The 16,101-nt window shown below is 44.4% G+C and carries 12 protein-coding genes; 10 read left to right on the forward strand and 2 right to left on the reverse strand.

Annotated features, from left to right (window positions below; genetic code table 11):
- Positions 1-393 precede the first annotated feature (393 nt).
- On the forward strand, positions 394-1,851 hold the full coding sequence (locus FFM74_RS11790; protein WP_137626830.1) for an NCS2 family permease: 1,458 nt from the start codon (positions 394-396) through the stop codon (positions 1,849-1,851).
- Between the two features lie 70 nt (positions 1,852-1,921).
- On the opposite strand, the gene FFM74_RS11795 is transcribed toward FFM74_RS11790, so the two are convergent.
- Complete coding sequence (locus tag FFM74_RS11795; protein ID WP_137626831.1) at positions 1,922-2,794, reverse strand: LysR family transcriptional regulator; 873 nt, start codon at positions 2,792-2,794, stop codon at positions 1,922-1,924.
- 113 nt (positions 2,795-2,907) lie between these two features.
- Between FFM74_RS11795 and FFM74_RS11800 the strand changes: the two genes are divergently transcribed.
- The 6 genes from FFM74_RS11800 (at position 2,908) to FFM74_RS11825 (ending at position 10,983) form a co-directional block, all read left to right on the forward strand.
- Positions 2,908-3,771: an aldo/keto reductase gene (locus FFM74_RS11800; protein ID WP_171000731.1), complete on the forward strand. Its 864-nt coding sequence runs from the start codon at positions 2,908-2,910 to the stop codon at positions 3,769-3,771.
- Between the two features lie 4 nt (positions 3,772-3,775).
- On the forward strand, positions 3,776-4,636 hold the full coding sequence (locus FFM74_RS11805; protein WP_137626833.1) for an aldo/keto reductase: 861 nt from the start codon (positions 3,776-3,778) through the stop codon (positions 4,634-4,636).
- A gap of 187 nt (positions 4,637-4,823) precedes the next feature.
- Entirely contained in the window at positions 4,824-5,984 is a 1,161-nt protein-coding gene (locus FFM74_RS11810) for a DUF998 domain-containing protein (protein WP_137626834.1), read from the forward strand.
- A 720-nt stretch (positions 5,985-6,704) separates the two neighbouring features.
- Complete coding sequence (gene licT, locus FFM74_RS11815; RefSeq protein ID WP_137626835.1) at positions 6,705-7,550, forward strand: BglG family transcription antiterminator LicT; 846 nt, start codon at positions 6,705-6,707, stop codon at positions 7,548-7,550.
- A 113-nt stretch (positions 7,551-7,663) separates the two neighbouring features.
- Positions 7,664-9,523, forward strand: coding sequence for a beta-glucoside-specific PTS transporter subunit IIABC (locus FFM74_RS11820; RefSeq protein WP_137626836.1), 1,860 nt, complete (start codon positions 7,664-7,666; stop codon positions 9,521-9,523).
- Entirely contained in the window at positions 9,523-10,983 is a 1,461-nt protein-coding gene (locus FFM74_RS11825) for a glycoside hydrolase family 1 protein (protein WP_137626837.1), read from the forward strand. Before FFM74_RS11820 ends, FFM74_RS11825 begins: the two co-directional genes overlap by 1 nt.
- A gap of 73 nt (positions 10,984-11,056) precedes the next feature.
- Here the strand turns inward: FFM74_RS11825 and FFM74_RS11830 are convergent, their stop codons facing one another.
- On the reverse strand, positions 11,057-11,605 hold the full coding sequence (locus tag FFM74_RS11830) for a hypothetical protein (protein ID WP_137626838.1): 549 nt from the start codon (positions 11,603-11,605) through the stop codon (positions 11,057-11,059).
- Between the two features lie 591 nt (positions 11,606-12,196).
- Here FFM74_RS11830 and yjeM point away from each other — a divergent pair.
- The 3 genes from yjeM to FFM74_RS11845 all read left to right on the forward strand — a co-directional run bounded on the left by yjeM (position 12,197) and on the right by FFM74_RS11845 (position 15,693).
- Positions 12,197-13,687, forward strand: a complete 1,491-nt coding sequence (yjeM, locus tag FFM74_RS11835; RefSeq protein WP_137626839.1) for a glutamate/gamma-aminobutyrate family transporter YjeM — start codon at positions 12,197-12,199, stop codon at positions 13,685-13,687.
- A gap of 216 nt (positions 13,688-13,903) precedes the next feature.
- Positions 13,904-14,752, forward strand: a complete 849-nt coding sequence (locus FFM74_RS11840; protein ID WP_223877233.1) for an HAD family hydrolase — start codon at positions 13,904-13,906, stop codon at positions 14,750-14,752.
- Positions 14,749-15,693 (forward strand): LacI family DNA-binding transcriptional regulator, encoded by a 945-nt coding sequence (locus tag FFM74_RS11845; RefSeq protein WP_137626840.1) that lies wholly within the window; start codon positions 14,749-14,751, stop codon positions 15,691-15,693. The genes FFM74_RS11840 and FFM74_RS11845 overlap by 4 nt, the downstream gene beginning before the upstream one ends.
- Positions 15,694-16,101 lie beyond the last annotated feature (408 nt).

Raw genomic sequence — 16,101 nt, forward strand, 5'->3', positions numbered from 1 at the left:
CGTCCGTGGCATAAAATCGGCAAAACCGGCCGATTCAACGCCACCTTCACGACCGATGTTATCCGTCCCAATCTCCAGCTAACTAGGCTTCGTGGAAACAGGTAGAACCGTGCCACAGTGTCAACAAAATTAGTTGGTTTTAACTCAAACACGGCAGTCAAGGTGCTTATATGACTGAATTAGCGGGAATGACGAATGAATTAGTTTGTAAGCCATAATTACGGCTTGAATGTCCTTTAAATACGAATGATTACCTGAATAAATTAAATAAGGTTCATATATTTTATGAAAACCACTGTTATTTTTCAATGGGTTCTGCTATAGTATTGATGAAATAGTTAACATTTATTTGTTCAGGAATTATATTGTTCGTATTTTAAGGAGGAATTGATTTTGGATAAGTTTTTCAAGCTCAAGGAATCAGGAACCACGGTTGGGACTGAAATTGGTGCCGGTGTCACGACTTTCTTCGCCATGTCGTATATTTTATTTGTTAACCCACAGATTTTGGGTCAAACGGGAATGCCGCAACAGGCCGTCTTTCTAGCGACCATCATCGCTTCCGTTGCTGGGACTTTAGTGATGGGCCTCTTCGCCAATGTGCCTTACGCGCTGGCGCCGGGGATGGGATTGAATGCCTTTTTCACTTATACCGTTGTCATGAGCTTAGGATTTTCTTGGCAAGAAGGACTCGCCTTAGTTTTCTTCTGTGGCATTATCAATATTGTGATTACTGCTACCAAGATTCGGAAGATGCTGATTTCTGCAATTCCCATTAATTTACAACTAGCGATTAGTGGTGGGATTGGCGCCTTCATTGCCTACGCTGGTTTGAAAAATGCGAACTTTCTCAATTTTACGACGGACGCAACTAGTATCACGTCGATCAATAACAAAGTTTATAATGCGGCTCAAACGACGTTCCAACATGGCGTTAGCACCGTGGTTTCTAATGGGAGTGTGACGCCAGCGTTACAAATGTTTAATTCGCCGGCGCTCGTTTTGGCGCTGATTGGGTTGATTTTAACGGTCATTCTCAAAGTTAGAAAAGTTCCTGGGGCGTTGCTGATTGGGATCTTAGCCACAACGGTGATTGGGATTCCCATGGGCGTAACTAATTTACATGTTGCTAGTGGTTATTCCATTGGCGCGTCTTTCCATCAGTTAGGGACAACCTTCTTAGCGGCCTTTTCGTCAAAAGGGATGGGATCACTTTTCGCCTCACAGAACCGATTGATCTTAGTTTTAATGACGATTTTATCATTTAGTTTATCGGATACCTTTGATTCACTGGGAACCTTTATTGGGACTGGTCGGCAAACCGGGATTTTCTCCGGTGAAAAAGAACTCGCACTTGAAAAGGCGCCCGGGTTCAAATCAAAATTGGATAAAGCCTTATTTGCAGATTCAATTGCAACCGGGGTTGGCTCGATTTTTGGCACGTCCAACATTACCACTTATGTTGAAAGCTCTGCCGGAATTGGCGCTGGTGGTCGGACCGGGCTGACGAGTGTCGTGGTGGCAATCTTATTCTTACTCAGTTCATTGGCGTCACCACTATTGTCGATTATTCCAACCGCGGCGATTGCGCCATCTTTGATTCTAGTCGGGGTCATGATGATGAGTTCCTTTAGTAAGATTCCATGGTCTGACTTGAGTGAAGCCATTCCAGCGTTCATGACGGCGTTTATCATGGCATTTGCTTTCAATATTACTTATGGGATTGCGGCCGGGTTTATTTTCTATTGCATCATTCGGACCGTTAACGGTAAAGCGAAGACCGTCCATCCATTAATTTGGGGTGTTTCAGCATTATTCGTGATTAACTTCTTAGTCTTGGCACTAGTTTAAAATTAGAAAAGCTATTACAAACTAAACAACGTCAGCACATAAAATTGTGTTGGCGTTGTTTGATTTGTATTTAATTTTCTGGCATTACCGCGACGAACTGGTCAATTAACGGCATGACTTGATGTCGGTCGGCAGTTAAGTAGCAAGCATAGATCGGCATGCTTGCCTGTGAATCGCTGATGGGGATTTCAACGCGACTATCATCTTGAGCGTGTTGCGCGCGATAGTCGGCATCAAAAATCGACAAGGTTGTGCTGAAATAAGGAAAGTCAGAATATTGCGTGATTTCAGTAAAGGCGTCACGTTGTTTCTGGTAAAAGAAGCGGGCGTTGGGAATGGCTTGTTGAATGAGTGAACGCCATGGTCCAATGTCAGCCATCACGATGAAACTGAGGTCTTTCAGTTCTGAAAAGCTAACGCTAGCTTGGTTAGCTTGATACATAAATTTGTTCAAATGAACGGACAGTGCCTCCGTGCCGATAAAGCGTGAGCTAACTTGATCAGTTTTAATCGAATGATTGGAAAAGATCAGTGAAAAATCATGTTGTCGCAACTGATCGCTGATTTTATCATCAGACAATAGTTGGTCAGTTACCGTAGATTGGGGTGGCAAAGTGACTTGGGCGACTAACAGCAGTGGCCCAGGAATCGTCATGCCGATTTTAAGGCGGTGTTGGGTTTGATCAAAGTTACGAACAGTGGTGACGAGCTGCTGACTGGCATGTAGCAACTTAGCGGCTTCTGTTGCGGCTAAGTCGCCAGTGGGCGTTAAAGTGATCCGATTGGGTTGCCGGGAAAAGAGCTGAACGCCAAAATCGGCTTCCAATTTTTGCATGCCGCGCGTGACGGTTGGCTGCGTCACATTGAGTTGTTCAGCTGTTTTGGCCAAAGTTTTAGTTTGGGAAAAAGTCACGAGTTCTTGTAATAAGTAGTTATCTATCATATTAAGTCACCTCAGTATACGCTATGAGTATACTAGCATGTTAAAGTGGTAATTTTCAAGTGTGACGTCCGATGTTAAAGTGATCACAGTTCAGCAAAGAAAGCAGGGTAATCATGATTCCAACAGTTAAATTGAATAATGGTATTGACATGCCACAACTCGGATTCGGTGTTTTCCAAGTGCCAGAACTGGCAGCCTGTGAAACGGCCGTGACCCAAGCCTTGGACGCCGGGTATCGCTTAATTGATACCGCCACGGCCTATCAAAATGAAGCGGCAGTCGGGCGGGCAATTAAAAAGAGCGGGATAAAACGTGAAGACTTATTTGTAACCTCAAAATTATGGGTTTCAGATTTTACTTATGAACGTGCGCAAAAGGGCATCGATGCCTCATTAGAACGTTTGGGCTTAGACTACATGGATTTGTATTTGTTGCATCAGCCATATGGGGATGTCATGGGAGCTTGGCGCGCCTTGGAAGAAGCCTATCATGCCGGCAAGATTCGCGCGATTGGCGTTTCTAACTTTTATGCTGACCAACTAAAAAATTTGGAGCTAACGATGAGTGTGAAGCCGGTCCTGAACCAGATTGAAGTTAATCCTTGGTATCAACAGTCAACTGAGGTCGCTTTTAATCAACGTGATGACGTCCGGGTCGAAGCTTGGGCACCATTTGCGGAAGGCAAGCACGGTATTTTCACTGACCCAACCATTGCAGCGATTGCGGAATCGCATGGCAAAACAGTCGGGCAAGTAATTTTACGTTGGCTATTACAACGTGGGATTACCGTGATTCCAAAATCGGTGCATTCAACACGGATGGCTGAAAATATCGCCGTTTTTGACTTCGACTTAACCGAGGCGGAAATGCACACAATGGGGACACTTGATCGACAGGAAAGCCAATTTTTTGATCATCGTGATCCGGTAACGATTGAACAGATTTTTGGCGCAAGTCTCAAACAACTAAAGGAGTAATCGAATGACAGCAACAATTAAATTAAATGATGGTAATGAAATTCCAGTTATCGGTTTCGGCACCTTTCAAATTCCGAATGATGGGTCAACTTATCGCGCGGTTAGTGACGCTTTAAAGTTGGGTTATCGCCATATTGACACCGCGGTGGCTTACTTTAATGAAGCCGAAGTTGGGCGAGCCATTAAAGATAGCGGCATTCCTCGAGATCAAATTTGGGTGACCAGTAAATTATGGCTGCAAGATTTTGGCTTTGAAGCAGCTACCAAAGCCATTGAGACTTCCTTAACGAAACTAGGCTTGGATTATATGGATCTTTACTTGATTCATCAGCCTTATGGTGACGTTCCTGGTGCTTGGCGGGCAATGGAAGCGGCGAAGCAAGCCGGCAAGATTAGGTCCATTGGTGTTTCCAACATGACAACTAAAATTTGGCAAAGCTTTGTTCCACAATTTGTGACGAAGCCGGCTGTGAACCAAGTGGAATTTAATCCCTACTTTCAACAGCGCCCACTGCGGGAGTTGCTGGCCGCGGATGAGGTTAAATTAGAAGCATGGGCACCGTTAGGACAAGGTAATCAGGCTTTATTAAATGAACCAGTGATTACAAAACTCGCTGAAAAGTATGGCAAGGATGCCGGACAAATTATTTTGCGCTTTGAAAATCAAAGTGGCATTATCGTCTTTCCAAAGTCCGTACATCCAGCGCGCATCAAAAGTAATCTGGAGATTTTTGATTTTGAGCTGACGACATCCGAAATGACAGCGATTGAACAATTAGATACGGATCATGGCCAACATAATCCCGATGCTGACGGGGTTCAAGCTATCTTGTTGTCAGCTTTCGATGTTCATGCCGATAATTAAGTTGTTTTGAAGTAGTGGTCTAATGATAAGAATGGATTCAAAAGCGACACTAATCAGTTTTTAACTGATGGCGGCGCTTTTTTGGTCTAAGCCATTTTTAGTGATTAATCTGTACATTGCGATAATTAATGAGGTGTAGTTTGCTATAATTAAGATTATTAATTGGATCAGACATGCGGAGGAATCAATGAAAAAGCAGGATTATCAATTAACAATCCCGGCAGAAATCGGGGAACAATTTAAACTTAAAGATCAAGATTCGGCGAAATTGATTGTTAAACGGGGACGCTTAGTCGTACAGTTTGAGGACTCACGCCTGAGTATTTTTCAAAAGCGCGTCTGGATGTGGCCGGTCTTAATGGCTCTATTTGCCAGCATTGGTTATTATATTTATTGTTTAACACAAAATATCAGATCAGTGGCATTAAGTGGTGATAGCTCGCTAGCAACCGCGATTATTGTCATCGGCGTCAGTATGGGAATGCTGCTGTTCGCAGGATTCTTCATTCATGACCGCAATAATCCACATAATCATTTTAGTAAAAATATTTATTGGCGAAACTTTCCAGTCATTGTGCTTTCCTTTGCTTTAATTTTGGCGTTAATCTTGATTGGTGCCATGTGGTTATTAGGGGTCATCTTTAATGGCGCCAGATTTGACTTTTTCACGGCCAGTATCATTTTATTTGTTTTTGGGGTGGTCACGAACTTTGCAATGGTGTACGTCTCACTCATCGTTGATGCGAGCTTGTTATCAACCGTCTTAACGTTGGTAATTATTAGTGGTGTCGCGATTTCAATGGCGGTGAATAATCAACGTTATTGGTGGCAGCACAATTTGAGCTTTTTGGGTACTAAGAATGCCTCAAGTGGCTGGGGCTTTAACGCGACGTTGATCTTTGCGGCGTTATTGATGATTGCCTTGGTGGACTATTTATTTGTCAGCTTGCATCATGCGTTTCCACGGTCACGGCGATTATTTGTGTTGCGGGTGCTGCTGACTGTCACCGCGGTCGATTTAGGCCTAGTAGGGGTCTTTCCGAATAATGCTTGGTCTCATGAGGTTCATGATCAGTTTGCGATTATTTTAGTTTACTTGATTATTGCGTTAATCATCGGGATTCGTTGGCTATTACCAAATGTGTCCAAGGATTTTCTCCATTTATCATACGGCGTGGGCGTGGCGTTAGTCGTCGCGGAAATTCTATTTCAGGGGATTGGCTACTTTTCACTGACTGCTTTTGAGGTTGTTGGCTTCTTGATGGCCTTTGGCTGGTTACTGATGTTGTTGGATCGAATCGAGTCGCTGATTGATACCGGGATTGAAAGTAAGATCACGAAAAAATGAAAAAAGACCGTTGCCAGTAAAAATTAGGCAACGGTCTTTTTTAGTTATTAAAGGTTGAAGACTGGCAATCGCTAGTAATTACCGTCATGTCAATGATTAGGACATGAAGATTGGTTGACACGGCTGTCTCCAGTCGCCACTGATAACATGCGGCCGTGGGACCGGGTCAAGCCTGAGGAACGTTTTGGCCCTCGCCCGGAACCCTTGCACAAATCGCAAGTGTCCCGGACCGTCCGTGGCGTAACGCCGGCAAGGAACATGCCGACCCAACGCCACGGTCACGACCGATGGGATCAGCGGCGACTTCCGGCTAATTTAACTGTTTTTAGGTTAGGTATAGTAGCGGCAGGCAGCGTTGGATTACCACATTAGGAAGGCTAAAGCTAGTTGAAAGCTACCTGATAACAATGATAAGTTAGTGTCGATTGTGGTAGTAAGATGAAATGATGGGATTATTTTCCAGCTGATTAATTGGCCTAGTCCGCATGGAGACGGCAATCTTTGGAAAGACTGACGAAATTGAGTCTGAAAGCGCAAATAAAATCCTTGCAATCGTTTTCTCTCGCCGTTATACTAGGAAATTGTAAATAAGGATTGTTACCGCTAACGCGTTAGTGGGCAAAACCTGATGATTTTGAAGACCGTGATATACTAGTAACTATCACTGGTCACAAAATCGTTAGGTTTTTATTTTTGGCCACGAGTTGAGAGGTGTGAAGCATGCAAATCAAAAAAGTTTTTAATAACAATGTGTTGCTTGCTGAGCAACAGGGTCACGAAGTTGTTTTAATTGGCAAAGGCATCGGTTTTCAAAAGAAAACGGGAGACCGGGTTGATGAAAGTTTAGTGACAAAAACTTACACACCGACCGCTGACAATTGGTTGAAAAACTTTCAAGCGCTAATGAGCGATATTGAACCTGACTATTTTGAACTCACGTCTGAAATTATTGATTTAGCTGAGCAACGGCTTAATACGACCTTTAACGGCTACTTGTTGATTTCGTTGACAGATCACATCCATTTTGCGGTCTACCGGCATCAGCGGCAGATGGATATTAAAAATGAGATATTGTGGGAAATCAAACGAATCTATCATCAAGAATATGAAGTGGGGCGTCAGGCGTTAGCGCTAATTAAGGACCGGTTCAAGGTTCAGTTGCCGGATGATGAAGCTGGGTTTATTGCGATGAAATTCGTAGAAAACAGCCTGTCAGATTCTAATGGGGATCAAACCGTGGCAATGACGAAATTGATCAATGATATTTTGAATATCGTGAAGTACCAATTGTCATTGACGATGAGTGAAGATAGCTTGAGCTTACAACGCTTCTTAGTCCATTTACGTTTCTTTGCTGAGCGCTTGACGCTGAAACAAGCGGATAAGTCGGCCGGTACAGAGGACGAATTCTTATTTGAACACGTGTCACAAAAGTATCCACAAGCCTTCGCGTGTGTGGCAAAAATTGTGGCTTTCATTCAGAAAACGACGGCTCAGCCGGTGTCGATGAATGAACAGATTTATTTAACAATTCATATTCAACGCATGTTGAATGAAGCACAATAATCATATCGGGATTGTAACTATTTAATTAGGCAAAACCCAAGTGATTCACTGGACGTCTGTCATGACGACCAGTGGGTGACTTGGGTTTTTAGTTTTTTAGGAGGAAGAGAAGTATGGATTACAAAGCACTCGCCCAACAGATCTTAACTGATATCGGCGGTAAGGAAAATATTGTGAAAGCTTGGCATTGCGCCACACGCTTACGGTTTAACTTGAAAGCGGTTGATAAGGCCGATACTGAAGCGATTAATAATTTGGATGGTGTCATTACAGTTGTTCAAAGCGCGGGCCAATATCAAGTGGTTATTGGAAATTCAGTGGCGAAAGTTTACGATGCGTTAGCTGACATTGCCGGTTTGGCAAATGACGCGGCCCAGCCACAAGCCACTGAAGACGCTGGGGAAAAGCAAAATATTGTTAACCGATTCATTGGTTTTATTTCAGGAATTTTTACCCCCTTCTTAGGGGCCTTAGCCGGTGCCGGGATTTTGAAAGGGCTGCTCGCTTTAGGTGTAGCCTTGAATTGGCTGTCGGTTAACAGTGGCGCGTATCAAATTTGGTATGCTGCTGGGGACGCGATTTTCTACTTTCTACCAATTTTCTTAGCATTCACTGCGGCTAAACAGTTACACGTGAACCAGTTCGTCAGTGTCTCGCTGGGGGCGGCGTTGCTCTATCCAACGCTAGTTGCTGTGATGTCAAAGTCGGCGACCTTGCACTTCTTCGGCATTCCAGTGGTCCCAACGACTTATACTTCAACCGTCATTCCAATTTTATTGGCAGTTTGGGTCTTGTCTTATTTGGAACCACTCTTTGATAAATTATTTCCAGAAGCCATCCGTAATATTTTCACCCCGTTACTGTCGCTAATCGTGATGGTGCCATTAACCATGATGATCGTGGGCCCAATTGGCGGCGCAATTAGTAATGCCTTAGCCAATGGGATGATGGCAGTTTATAATTTCTTACCAGTCGGTGCGGGCCTGATTATGGGGGCTTTCTGGCAAGTCTTCGTTATCTTTGGGGTTCACTGGACGTTTGTGCCATTGATGATGAACAATATCGCCAAAATGGGTTATGATCCGTTGCTGCCAATTTTGAGTGCAGCAGTTTTATCTCAAGCGGGTGCTGCATTGGGCGTCTTCTTAAAGATTAAAGATCCTAAGATGAAGGCTTTGGCAGGGTCGTCAGTGATTACGGCATTCTTTGGGATTACCGAACCAACAATTTATGGGGTGACGTTGAAATTGAAACGGCCATTCTATTGTGCGGTTGCTGGTGGGGCTGCCGGTGGTGCGATTGCGGGGGCTTTCCAAGTTCACGCCAGCTCATTCACTTTACCAAGCCTGCTCGCGTTACCAACTTATTTAGGTCAAGGGTTCGCTGGTGAATTAATTGGGTTAGCGGTGGCCTTTGTGGGCGCTGCCGTCTTGACTTATTTCTTCGGGGTGACTAATGAAGCGCCTGATGAAACGACTACGGCCAAACTAGCCGATGACACGATTATGGCACCGGTTGAAGGCACTATTATTCCATTGACAAGCGTGAAAGATGAAGTTTTCGCTTCCGAAGCCATGGGTAAAGGCTTAGCGATTGTCCCAACCAATGGTGAAGTTAAATCGCCAGTCACTGGGACGGTCAGCGCCGTCTATCCAACCGGGCACGCTATTGGTATTACAGCCGATAATGGCGCTGAAATCTTGATTCATATTGGGATTGATACGGTGCAACTAAATGGGAAGTATTTTGAAACCTTAGTCAAACAAAATGCCCATGTTAACCAAGGTGAGCTGGTGACTAAGTTCGATGCTGAAAAGATTAAAGTGGCGGGCTATGATACTACGGTGATGGTGATTGTCACTAACACGACTAGTTACGCTGCGGTTGAACCAACCGATGCGACTGAAGCACAAGGCAACTGGTTATTAAAATTACAACCAAAATCAACCGCTAAGGAAGGCGTGACGGCTTAATGTATAAAACAACTTATCCAACCGGTTTTCCAAAGGAGTTCCTATGGGGCGGTGCAACCGCCGCAAACCAAGTTGAAGGTGCTTGGAATATTGATGGTAAGGGTTTGACCACGGCTGAGGTGGTTGAAAAAGCGACTAATCGTAAGAAAATGTCGATGGATGCAGTCACGACTGAGTCGATCAAAGCGGCGGTCGCCGACCCAACCGATGCGCGCTATCCGAAACGTCGGGGTGTCGACTTCTACCATCACTATCAAGAAGATATCAAGTTATTTGCTGAAATGGGTTTTAAAGTGTATCGTTTTTCAATCGCTTGGTCACGGATTTTCCCTAAGGGTGATGAGCAACAGCCAAACGAAGCCGGGTTAGCGTTTTATGACCGCGTCATTGATGAATTGCACCGGTATGGTATTAAGCCGTTGGTCACGTTGTCACATTATGAAATGCCCATTAATCTAACTCTTAAGCAAAATGGCTGGGCTAGTCGTGAGACAATTGCCGCGTTCACTCATTTTACTGAAACGGTCTTCAAACGCTATAAGGGGAAAGTGCCATACTGGTTAACCTTTAACGAGATTAACACCGGAACTTGGGGCTTTCATGAGACTGGTGCGATTGATACAACCATGTCAAAACATGATCAGATGCAACTTCGCTATCAAGCGCTACACCATCAATTTATGGCGAGTGCCATTGCGACGAAGCAGTTACACAGCATTGATCCGACTGCTAAAATCGGGTCAATGTTAGCCCGGATGCAAACTTATCCCGCAACGCCGAATCCTGTCGATGTTCAAGCAGCGCAATTGGAAGACCAAAAGAACTTGTTCTTTACCGATGTCCAAGCGCGTGGCGAATACCCAGAAGTCATGAATCGGTTCTTTGCCGACAACGACATTGAACTTAAGATGGCACCGGATGACCAAGCAATCTTAGCCAAGTATCCAGTCGACTTTATCAGTTTCAGCTATTACATGACGACCGTCACGAAAGCTGATGCGGGTGAACAAGTCAACGGTAACATGGCGACTGGTGGTCGGAATCCATACTTGGAAGAATCCGACTGGGGTTGGCAAATTGATCCAGTTGGACTAAGGATCACGTTGGATGAAATGTGGGATCGTTATCGTAAACCACTCTTTGTCGTTGAAAATGGCTTAGGCGCGGTTGATCAATTAACGGCCGACCACCAAGTTCACGATGATTATCGGATTGACTACTTACGCAAACATATCGCACAAATGCGTGAAGCCGTTGCGGATGGGGTTCAACTCATGGGTTACACCATGTGGGGACCGATTGATCTGATTAGCTTCTCGACTTCAGAAATGTCGAAACGCTATGGCTTTATTTATGTTGATCAAGACGATGCTGGTAAAGGGAGTTTAGCACGGATTAAAAAGGATTCGTTCTACTGGTATCAAAAAGTAATTAAAACTAATGGAGATGATTTAGCCTAAAACCTACCCACGGTTATCTGCCGCCATAGCTGTGGGCCCTTGTGAGCCAATCAAAAATACCGCCAACGAAAAATTAGTTGGCGGTATTTTTGTGTGCGACGATGAGTGCATTGGGGAGCATGTGCCGGACTTTCATAGCCGCATGATCGGTGTTGAGCTGCTTAATAATCGTGTCTAAATCGGTACTTTCAGTCATATCATCACGAAACGAGTGCACGACGAAACTATGATAAGTGACATTGCCGGTATTTGATAAGGCAAACCAGTTTGGCTGAACCAATTTAGCGCCTTTTTTGATGTCCATATCTGGCCAAACGAGGACTTTAGTGCCATCAGTGATTGGATACTGTTCAAGTTGCCAGCCCAAGTCAAAATTGGAGACTTCCTGCCAGCGCTGAATTTTACTATGTTTAATCGCATAGTAGACAATGCTACAATATTTCAGCTTCGGGCTACGGTTGAGTTCAGCTCTAGTGAGTGAGCGGTATTTAGGCTTCGTCTTGACCGCAGTTTTAGCAGGCTTCGTTGGTTGCTGCTGCGGTTGTTGGTGGAATAGCAACCAGCCCCCACCAATCGCCACAAGAATTAGTAGTGGCAGACCAAATCTAATGATTTTTTTCAAGATTAACAGACTTCTTTCAGTTGAAATGTGCGTTTTTAATGATCAGGATGTTTCTCTTGCCACTCTGGTTGGCCCGAAATCGGCTGGAACGTGGTGGCCACGTTTGGAAGCCAAAAGGCGGTCTTCCAAGCCGGGCTTTTTCTAAGCCGGAAAATCACCGGCTAAGAAAAACGACACCACTGAGCCAATTTCGGACCGCCCGGCGTTAGGAACAGTCTAAATTCGTGATTGATCAATAAAATGTGTATTTAGCCGAGAGGTTGGGTTCTAAAATGCTCAGCCATGAAATTGGTCTTAGTGCGGGCGATCTTCCCGGGCTTAGACCAAGGTCAGTTTTGAAGACCGCTTTTTGGCTTCAAAATGGCCCATGGCGTTCCAGCATTTTAGAACTCAACCGGCAGGCGGCAAGTATATGTCGTCAGCAATCGACTTAATTAATTAAATTTAGGCGCGATAATCACATAGAGAAATTATAAACTTATTATCAAATTTCAACGTCCTTATTTTTTACGTTCGATAGTATAAAAGTTAACTGTTAATTTACCAAGAGTGGGGTAAATAACAACAATTCAGAAACGATGGGGCGAAATAATGGCGGAAAAAGAGAATAAGATTACATTAACCGCGTTAGTCATGATGATTTTTACGACGGTGTTTGGCTTTGCCAACAGTACGGTCGCGTTTTATCTCATGGGTTACGCGTCAATTCTGTTTTATTTATTAGCGGCGGTGCTCTTCTTTATCCCGTTTGCATTGATGATGGCAGAATATGGCGCTGCGGTCAAATCGGATGATGGCAGTGGGATGTATCAATGGCTTCAAGTCAGTGTTAATGCAAAGTTCGCGTTCGTTGGCACTTTCATGTGGTTTGCGTCCTATATAATTTGGTTGGTCTCGACGTCTGCTAAAGTTTGGATTCCCTTTACCACGACATTCTTTGGGAGCGACCAAACGCAGAAATTTGCGCTATTTGGTCTCAATGCGACGCAGGTAATCGGGATTTTGTCCTGTTTGTGGATGATTCTCGTGACGGTGGTGTCAATCAAAGGGGTCAAAGGGATTGTCCGCGTCACTAGTTTGGGCGGAATTGCCGTGACAAGTTTGAACGCGATTTTGTTGGTCGTTTCGGGGATCATTTTAGCCTTGAATCATGGTCAATTAGCCCAACCATTTGTGCACGCACTACATTCACCCAATCCAGATTATCAGGCACCGGTTGGTCTCATGAGTTTCGCTGTCTTTGCTATTTTTGCCTATGGCGGTTTGGAAGTCTTAGGCGGGATGGTTGATAAGACTAAGAATCCAGAAAAAACTTTTCCACGGGGTATTATGATTTCGGCGGTCATTATTACGCTTGGTTATGCGCTGGGAATTCTTTGCTGGGGCTTTAGTACTAACTGGGATGCGGTCTTGTCAGATCCGACAACTAATATGGGAAATATTAGTTATGTGATGATGAAAAATCTCGGTTATGTATTAGGTCAGTCATTAGGGTTAACCACGGCGACGAGTACCACGATTGGACTATGGTTTGCCCGATACACGGGGCTTGGGATGTTCTTAGCCTATTCTGGCGCCTTCTTCACGTTGACCTATTCACCTTTAAAAACGTTGATTCTGGGGACCCCGAAGTCTTTATGGCCCAAGAAATTCACTAAATTAAATAAAAATGGCATGCCAAGTTACGCGATGATTGTCCAATGTACAGTTGTCATTGTGATCATTTTGTTAGCCTCATTTGTGACCTCGGATGCTTCGGCGTTTTATAACATTTTGACTTTAATGGCCAACGTTTCGATGACATTACCATACTTATTCTTGCTCTATGCCTTTCCTAAATTCAAACAAAATAAGGCGATTCATAAGCCGTTCGAAGTTTATAAATCACAGACTTGGACAACAATTATTAGCTGGGTCGTGTTCGTGGTTGTTTTGGGAGCCAATATTTTCACCCTGATCCAACCAATTTTGGAACATGGCAAGATTCAAAGTACCATTTGGATGCTTGTTGGGCCAGTAGTCTTCGGCTTACTCGGCTGGATCTGGTATGAGGTTCGGACCCGCCAAACGGTCAAGCAATAAAATCAGGAGGAGTCTGGGACGAACCCCCAGACTCTTTTTGTAATTCCGAATATTAATAGTCGAAACGTGGAACAAAAGGCACGGATGCAACAGAGCTACGAAAACCGAACGATTGAAAGCCCCAATCATCCGGTTTCCTAGGCTATGCTCGGTGGCAAACCGCCTTTTATCCCACTCTTTTTATTGCTTGACCTCGAACGCGTTTGAGAGGGTAAAATGAAGTTACTTAAGACGGGAGCGTGGCAATTGATGATAAAACAGTTATTTTCCGATTTAGATGGCACTTTATTGAATCCAGAGGGGCAAGTCAGTGCTGGCAATGTGGCGGCAATTAAGGCTAGTAGGTTGCCGTTGACGCTAGTTTCCGCGCGAGCACCGATTGAAATACTCGGGGTAATTCGCGCCCTAGACTTAACTGGTCCTCAGATTGCATTTAACGGTGGTTTGATTTTTCGCTACGGGGATGGTGAAATTCAACCGTTACAGTTGAATCCCATTGGGCATAATCGTGCGCAAATGTTACTGACATTTATTCAAACGAGTTTTCCGACCGTCAGTTTGAGTTGTTATACCCAGGATCGGTGGTTGACAGAAAAAATTGATCGTGGCGTGCGGGCCGAATCCCAACTTACTGGTCAAGCGGCAACGGTCATTGGGTATGCAGACTTATTTAAGACTGATGGGCAGCCGGTGTTCAAAATCATGATTATGACGCTTGATATAGCGCGGATGCGAGAATTGGCGACGGCCTTGAAACAACTAAATTATCCGGACATTAGTGTGAAACTTTCCGGTCAGACTTATTTAGAGATTACGAGTGATAAGGTCAAGAAGTCCCGTGGCATTGCATTTATTAAAGCGGAACAACGTTTAGATACTGAAGAATTGGCGGCATTTGGGGATGGCGAAAATGATCTGCCAATGTTTGAAGCAGTTGGAACCCCAATCGTGATGGCAAATGCGACACCGGCCGTCCAAAAGGTGGGGCGCTGGATTACTAAGTCTAATCGTGAAGATGGGGTTGCGTATGCGTTGACGCATTATTTGCGTGAGGTGCCGGAATGACAACTATTAGAGATATTGCACGACTTTCAGGTTATTCAGTTTCGACGGTGTCACGCGTCATTAATCAGCGAAACTATGTGTCACCGGCGACTAGAATGGCGATTCAAAAAGTGGTTGATCAATTAGATTACGCGCCCAATGCGGTGGCCCGTGATTTGAGTCGTGGCCGGACTTTTAATGTGGGCGTTGTGTTGCCGCATTCGGACCATCCGTATTTTACACAATTAGTCCACGGCATTATGCGCGCGGCATTTAAGGCCAATTATCGCGTCGTACTGTTGCCATCCAAATATGAGGTCAATTTGGAACGCGGTTACTTAGCCGATTTGAGGCAGCATGCCTATGATGCCTTGATATTCACGTCACACGGATTGCCGTTGACTGAACTTAATGATTACCGGCGTTATGGGACAATTGTTGTGTGTGAAAATCCACATGATTGTCCGATTCCAGCTGCATACGCAGCGCGCCAAACAACCTACGTCGAAGCTTTTGAGCTCCTAAAACAACGCGGGGATAGACGAGTGGCAATATTAGCCAGTCGATCATTGGCTAAAAGTGCCACGACACAAGCGATGGTCGCGGCTTACCAGCAAGTCTTTGGCACTAAGCCCGCGGCAGCGCTCGTATGCACCGGCGTGACGACGCCGGCAGATGGTGAACGTGCGGGTCAAACGTTACTGAAACAGTCCCAACCAGTTGATGCCGTGTTAACTAATGGTGATGATATTGCGGTTGGCTTGCTACGGGCCTACCGTGCGGCCAAAGTATCAGCACCATTCTTGATTGGACAAGAACACCAACCATCGGGAGAAGCACTCAGATTGCCAACGATTGATCATCATTTTGAAACGGTTGGTGCCCGGGCCTTTCAGTTAGCCGTTAGTGGCGAAGTGGCACAGATTCCAGTTGACTCACAATTAGTAGTTCCTGAGACCTAGCACAGCGATTTCTACCAGTCGGAGCGGGATCACTACTAATTTTGGAAGTACCTTTAGCTTATGATTAAATATTTAAACGCTCGGTTAGCGTCAAGCACGAGACCTCACTTTTTAATGGTGAGGTCTTTTTTTGCTTTAAAATAAAATAATTTATAAATTAGCGTTAGTAGCGAAAAGTTGACCGCCTACACTATTTTTAGGGGTGAAGACAGTTGACGTCAGCAAATCAGACTATAATTAATTGTAATGTTCATGTATATTAACCCAAAACAAAAATGACTATTTTAAAGCGGAAATCTTGCAGTTACCATAAAATTAATAATAAATATTAATAGTTAAATTATTTATTTGTAAGACTAGAATTATTAGCACCCAATATATTCCAGCAATTGCATTTGGAGGCTATAT

It is taken from the genome of Lactiplantibacillus pingfangensis, assembly GCF_005404945.1.
In the GTDB taxonomy this organism is placed as follows: domain Bacteria; phylum Bacillota; class Bacilli; order Lactobacillales; family Lactobacillaceae; genus Lactiplantibacillus; species Lactiplantibacillus pingfangensis.

Bases quoted from the DNA above. Each gene is read 5' to 3' on its own strand.
- FFM74_RS11795 (WP_137626831.1), bottom strand. From the start codon at position 2,794: ATGATAGATAACTACTTATTACAAGAACTCGTGACTTTTTCCCAAACT.
- FFM74_RS11800 (WP_171000731.1), top strand. From the start codon at position 2,908: ATGATTCCAACAGTTAAATTGAATAATGGTATTGACATGCCACAACTC.
- FFM74_RS11805 (WP_137626833.1), top strand. From the start codon at position 3,776: ATGACAGCAACAATTAAATTAAATGATGGTAATGAAATTCCAGTTATC.
- FFM74_RS11810 (WP_137626834.1), top strand. From the start codon at position 4,824: ATGAAAAAGCAGGATTATCAATTAACAATCCCGGCAGAAATCGGGGAA.
- licT (WP_137626835.1), top strand. From the start codon at position 6,705: ATGCAAATCAAAAAAGTTTTTAATAACAATGTGTTGCTTGCTGAGCAA.
- FFM74_RS11820 (WP_137626836.1), top strand. From the start codon at position 7,664: ATGGATTACAAAGCACTCGCCCAACAGATCTTAACTGATATCGGCGGT.
- FFM74_RS11825 (WP_137626837.1), top strand. From the start codon at position 9,523: ATGTATAAAACAACTTATCCAACCGGTTTTCCAAAGGAGTTCCTATGG.
- yjeM (WP_137626839.1), top strand. From the start codon at position 12,197: ATGGCGGAAAAAGAGAATAAGATTACATTAACCGCGTTAGTCATGATG.
- FFM74_RS11840 (WP_223877233.1), top strand. From the start codon at position 13,904: ATGAAGTTACTTAAGACGGGAGCGTGGCAATTGATGATAAAACAGTTA.
- FFM74_RS11845 (WP_137626840.1), top strand. From the start codon at position 14,749: ATGACAACTATTAGAGATATTGCACGACTTTCAGGTTATTCAGTTTCG.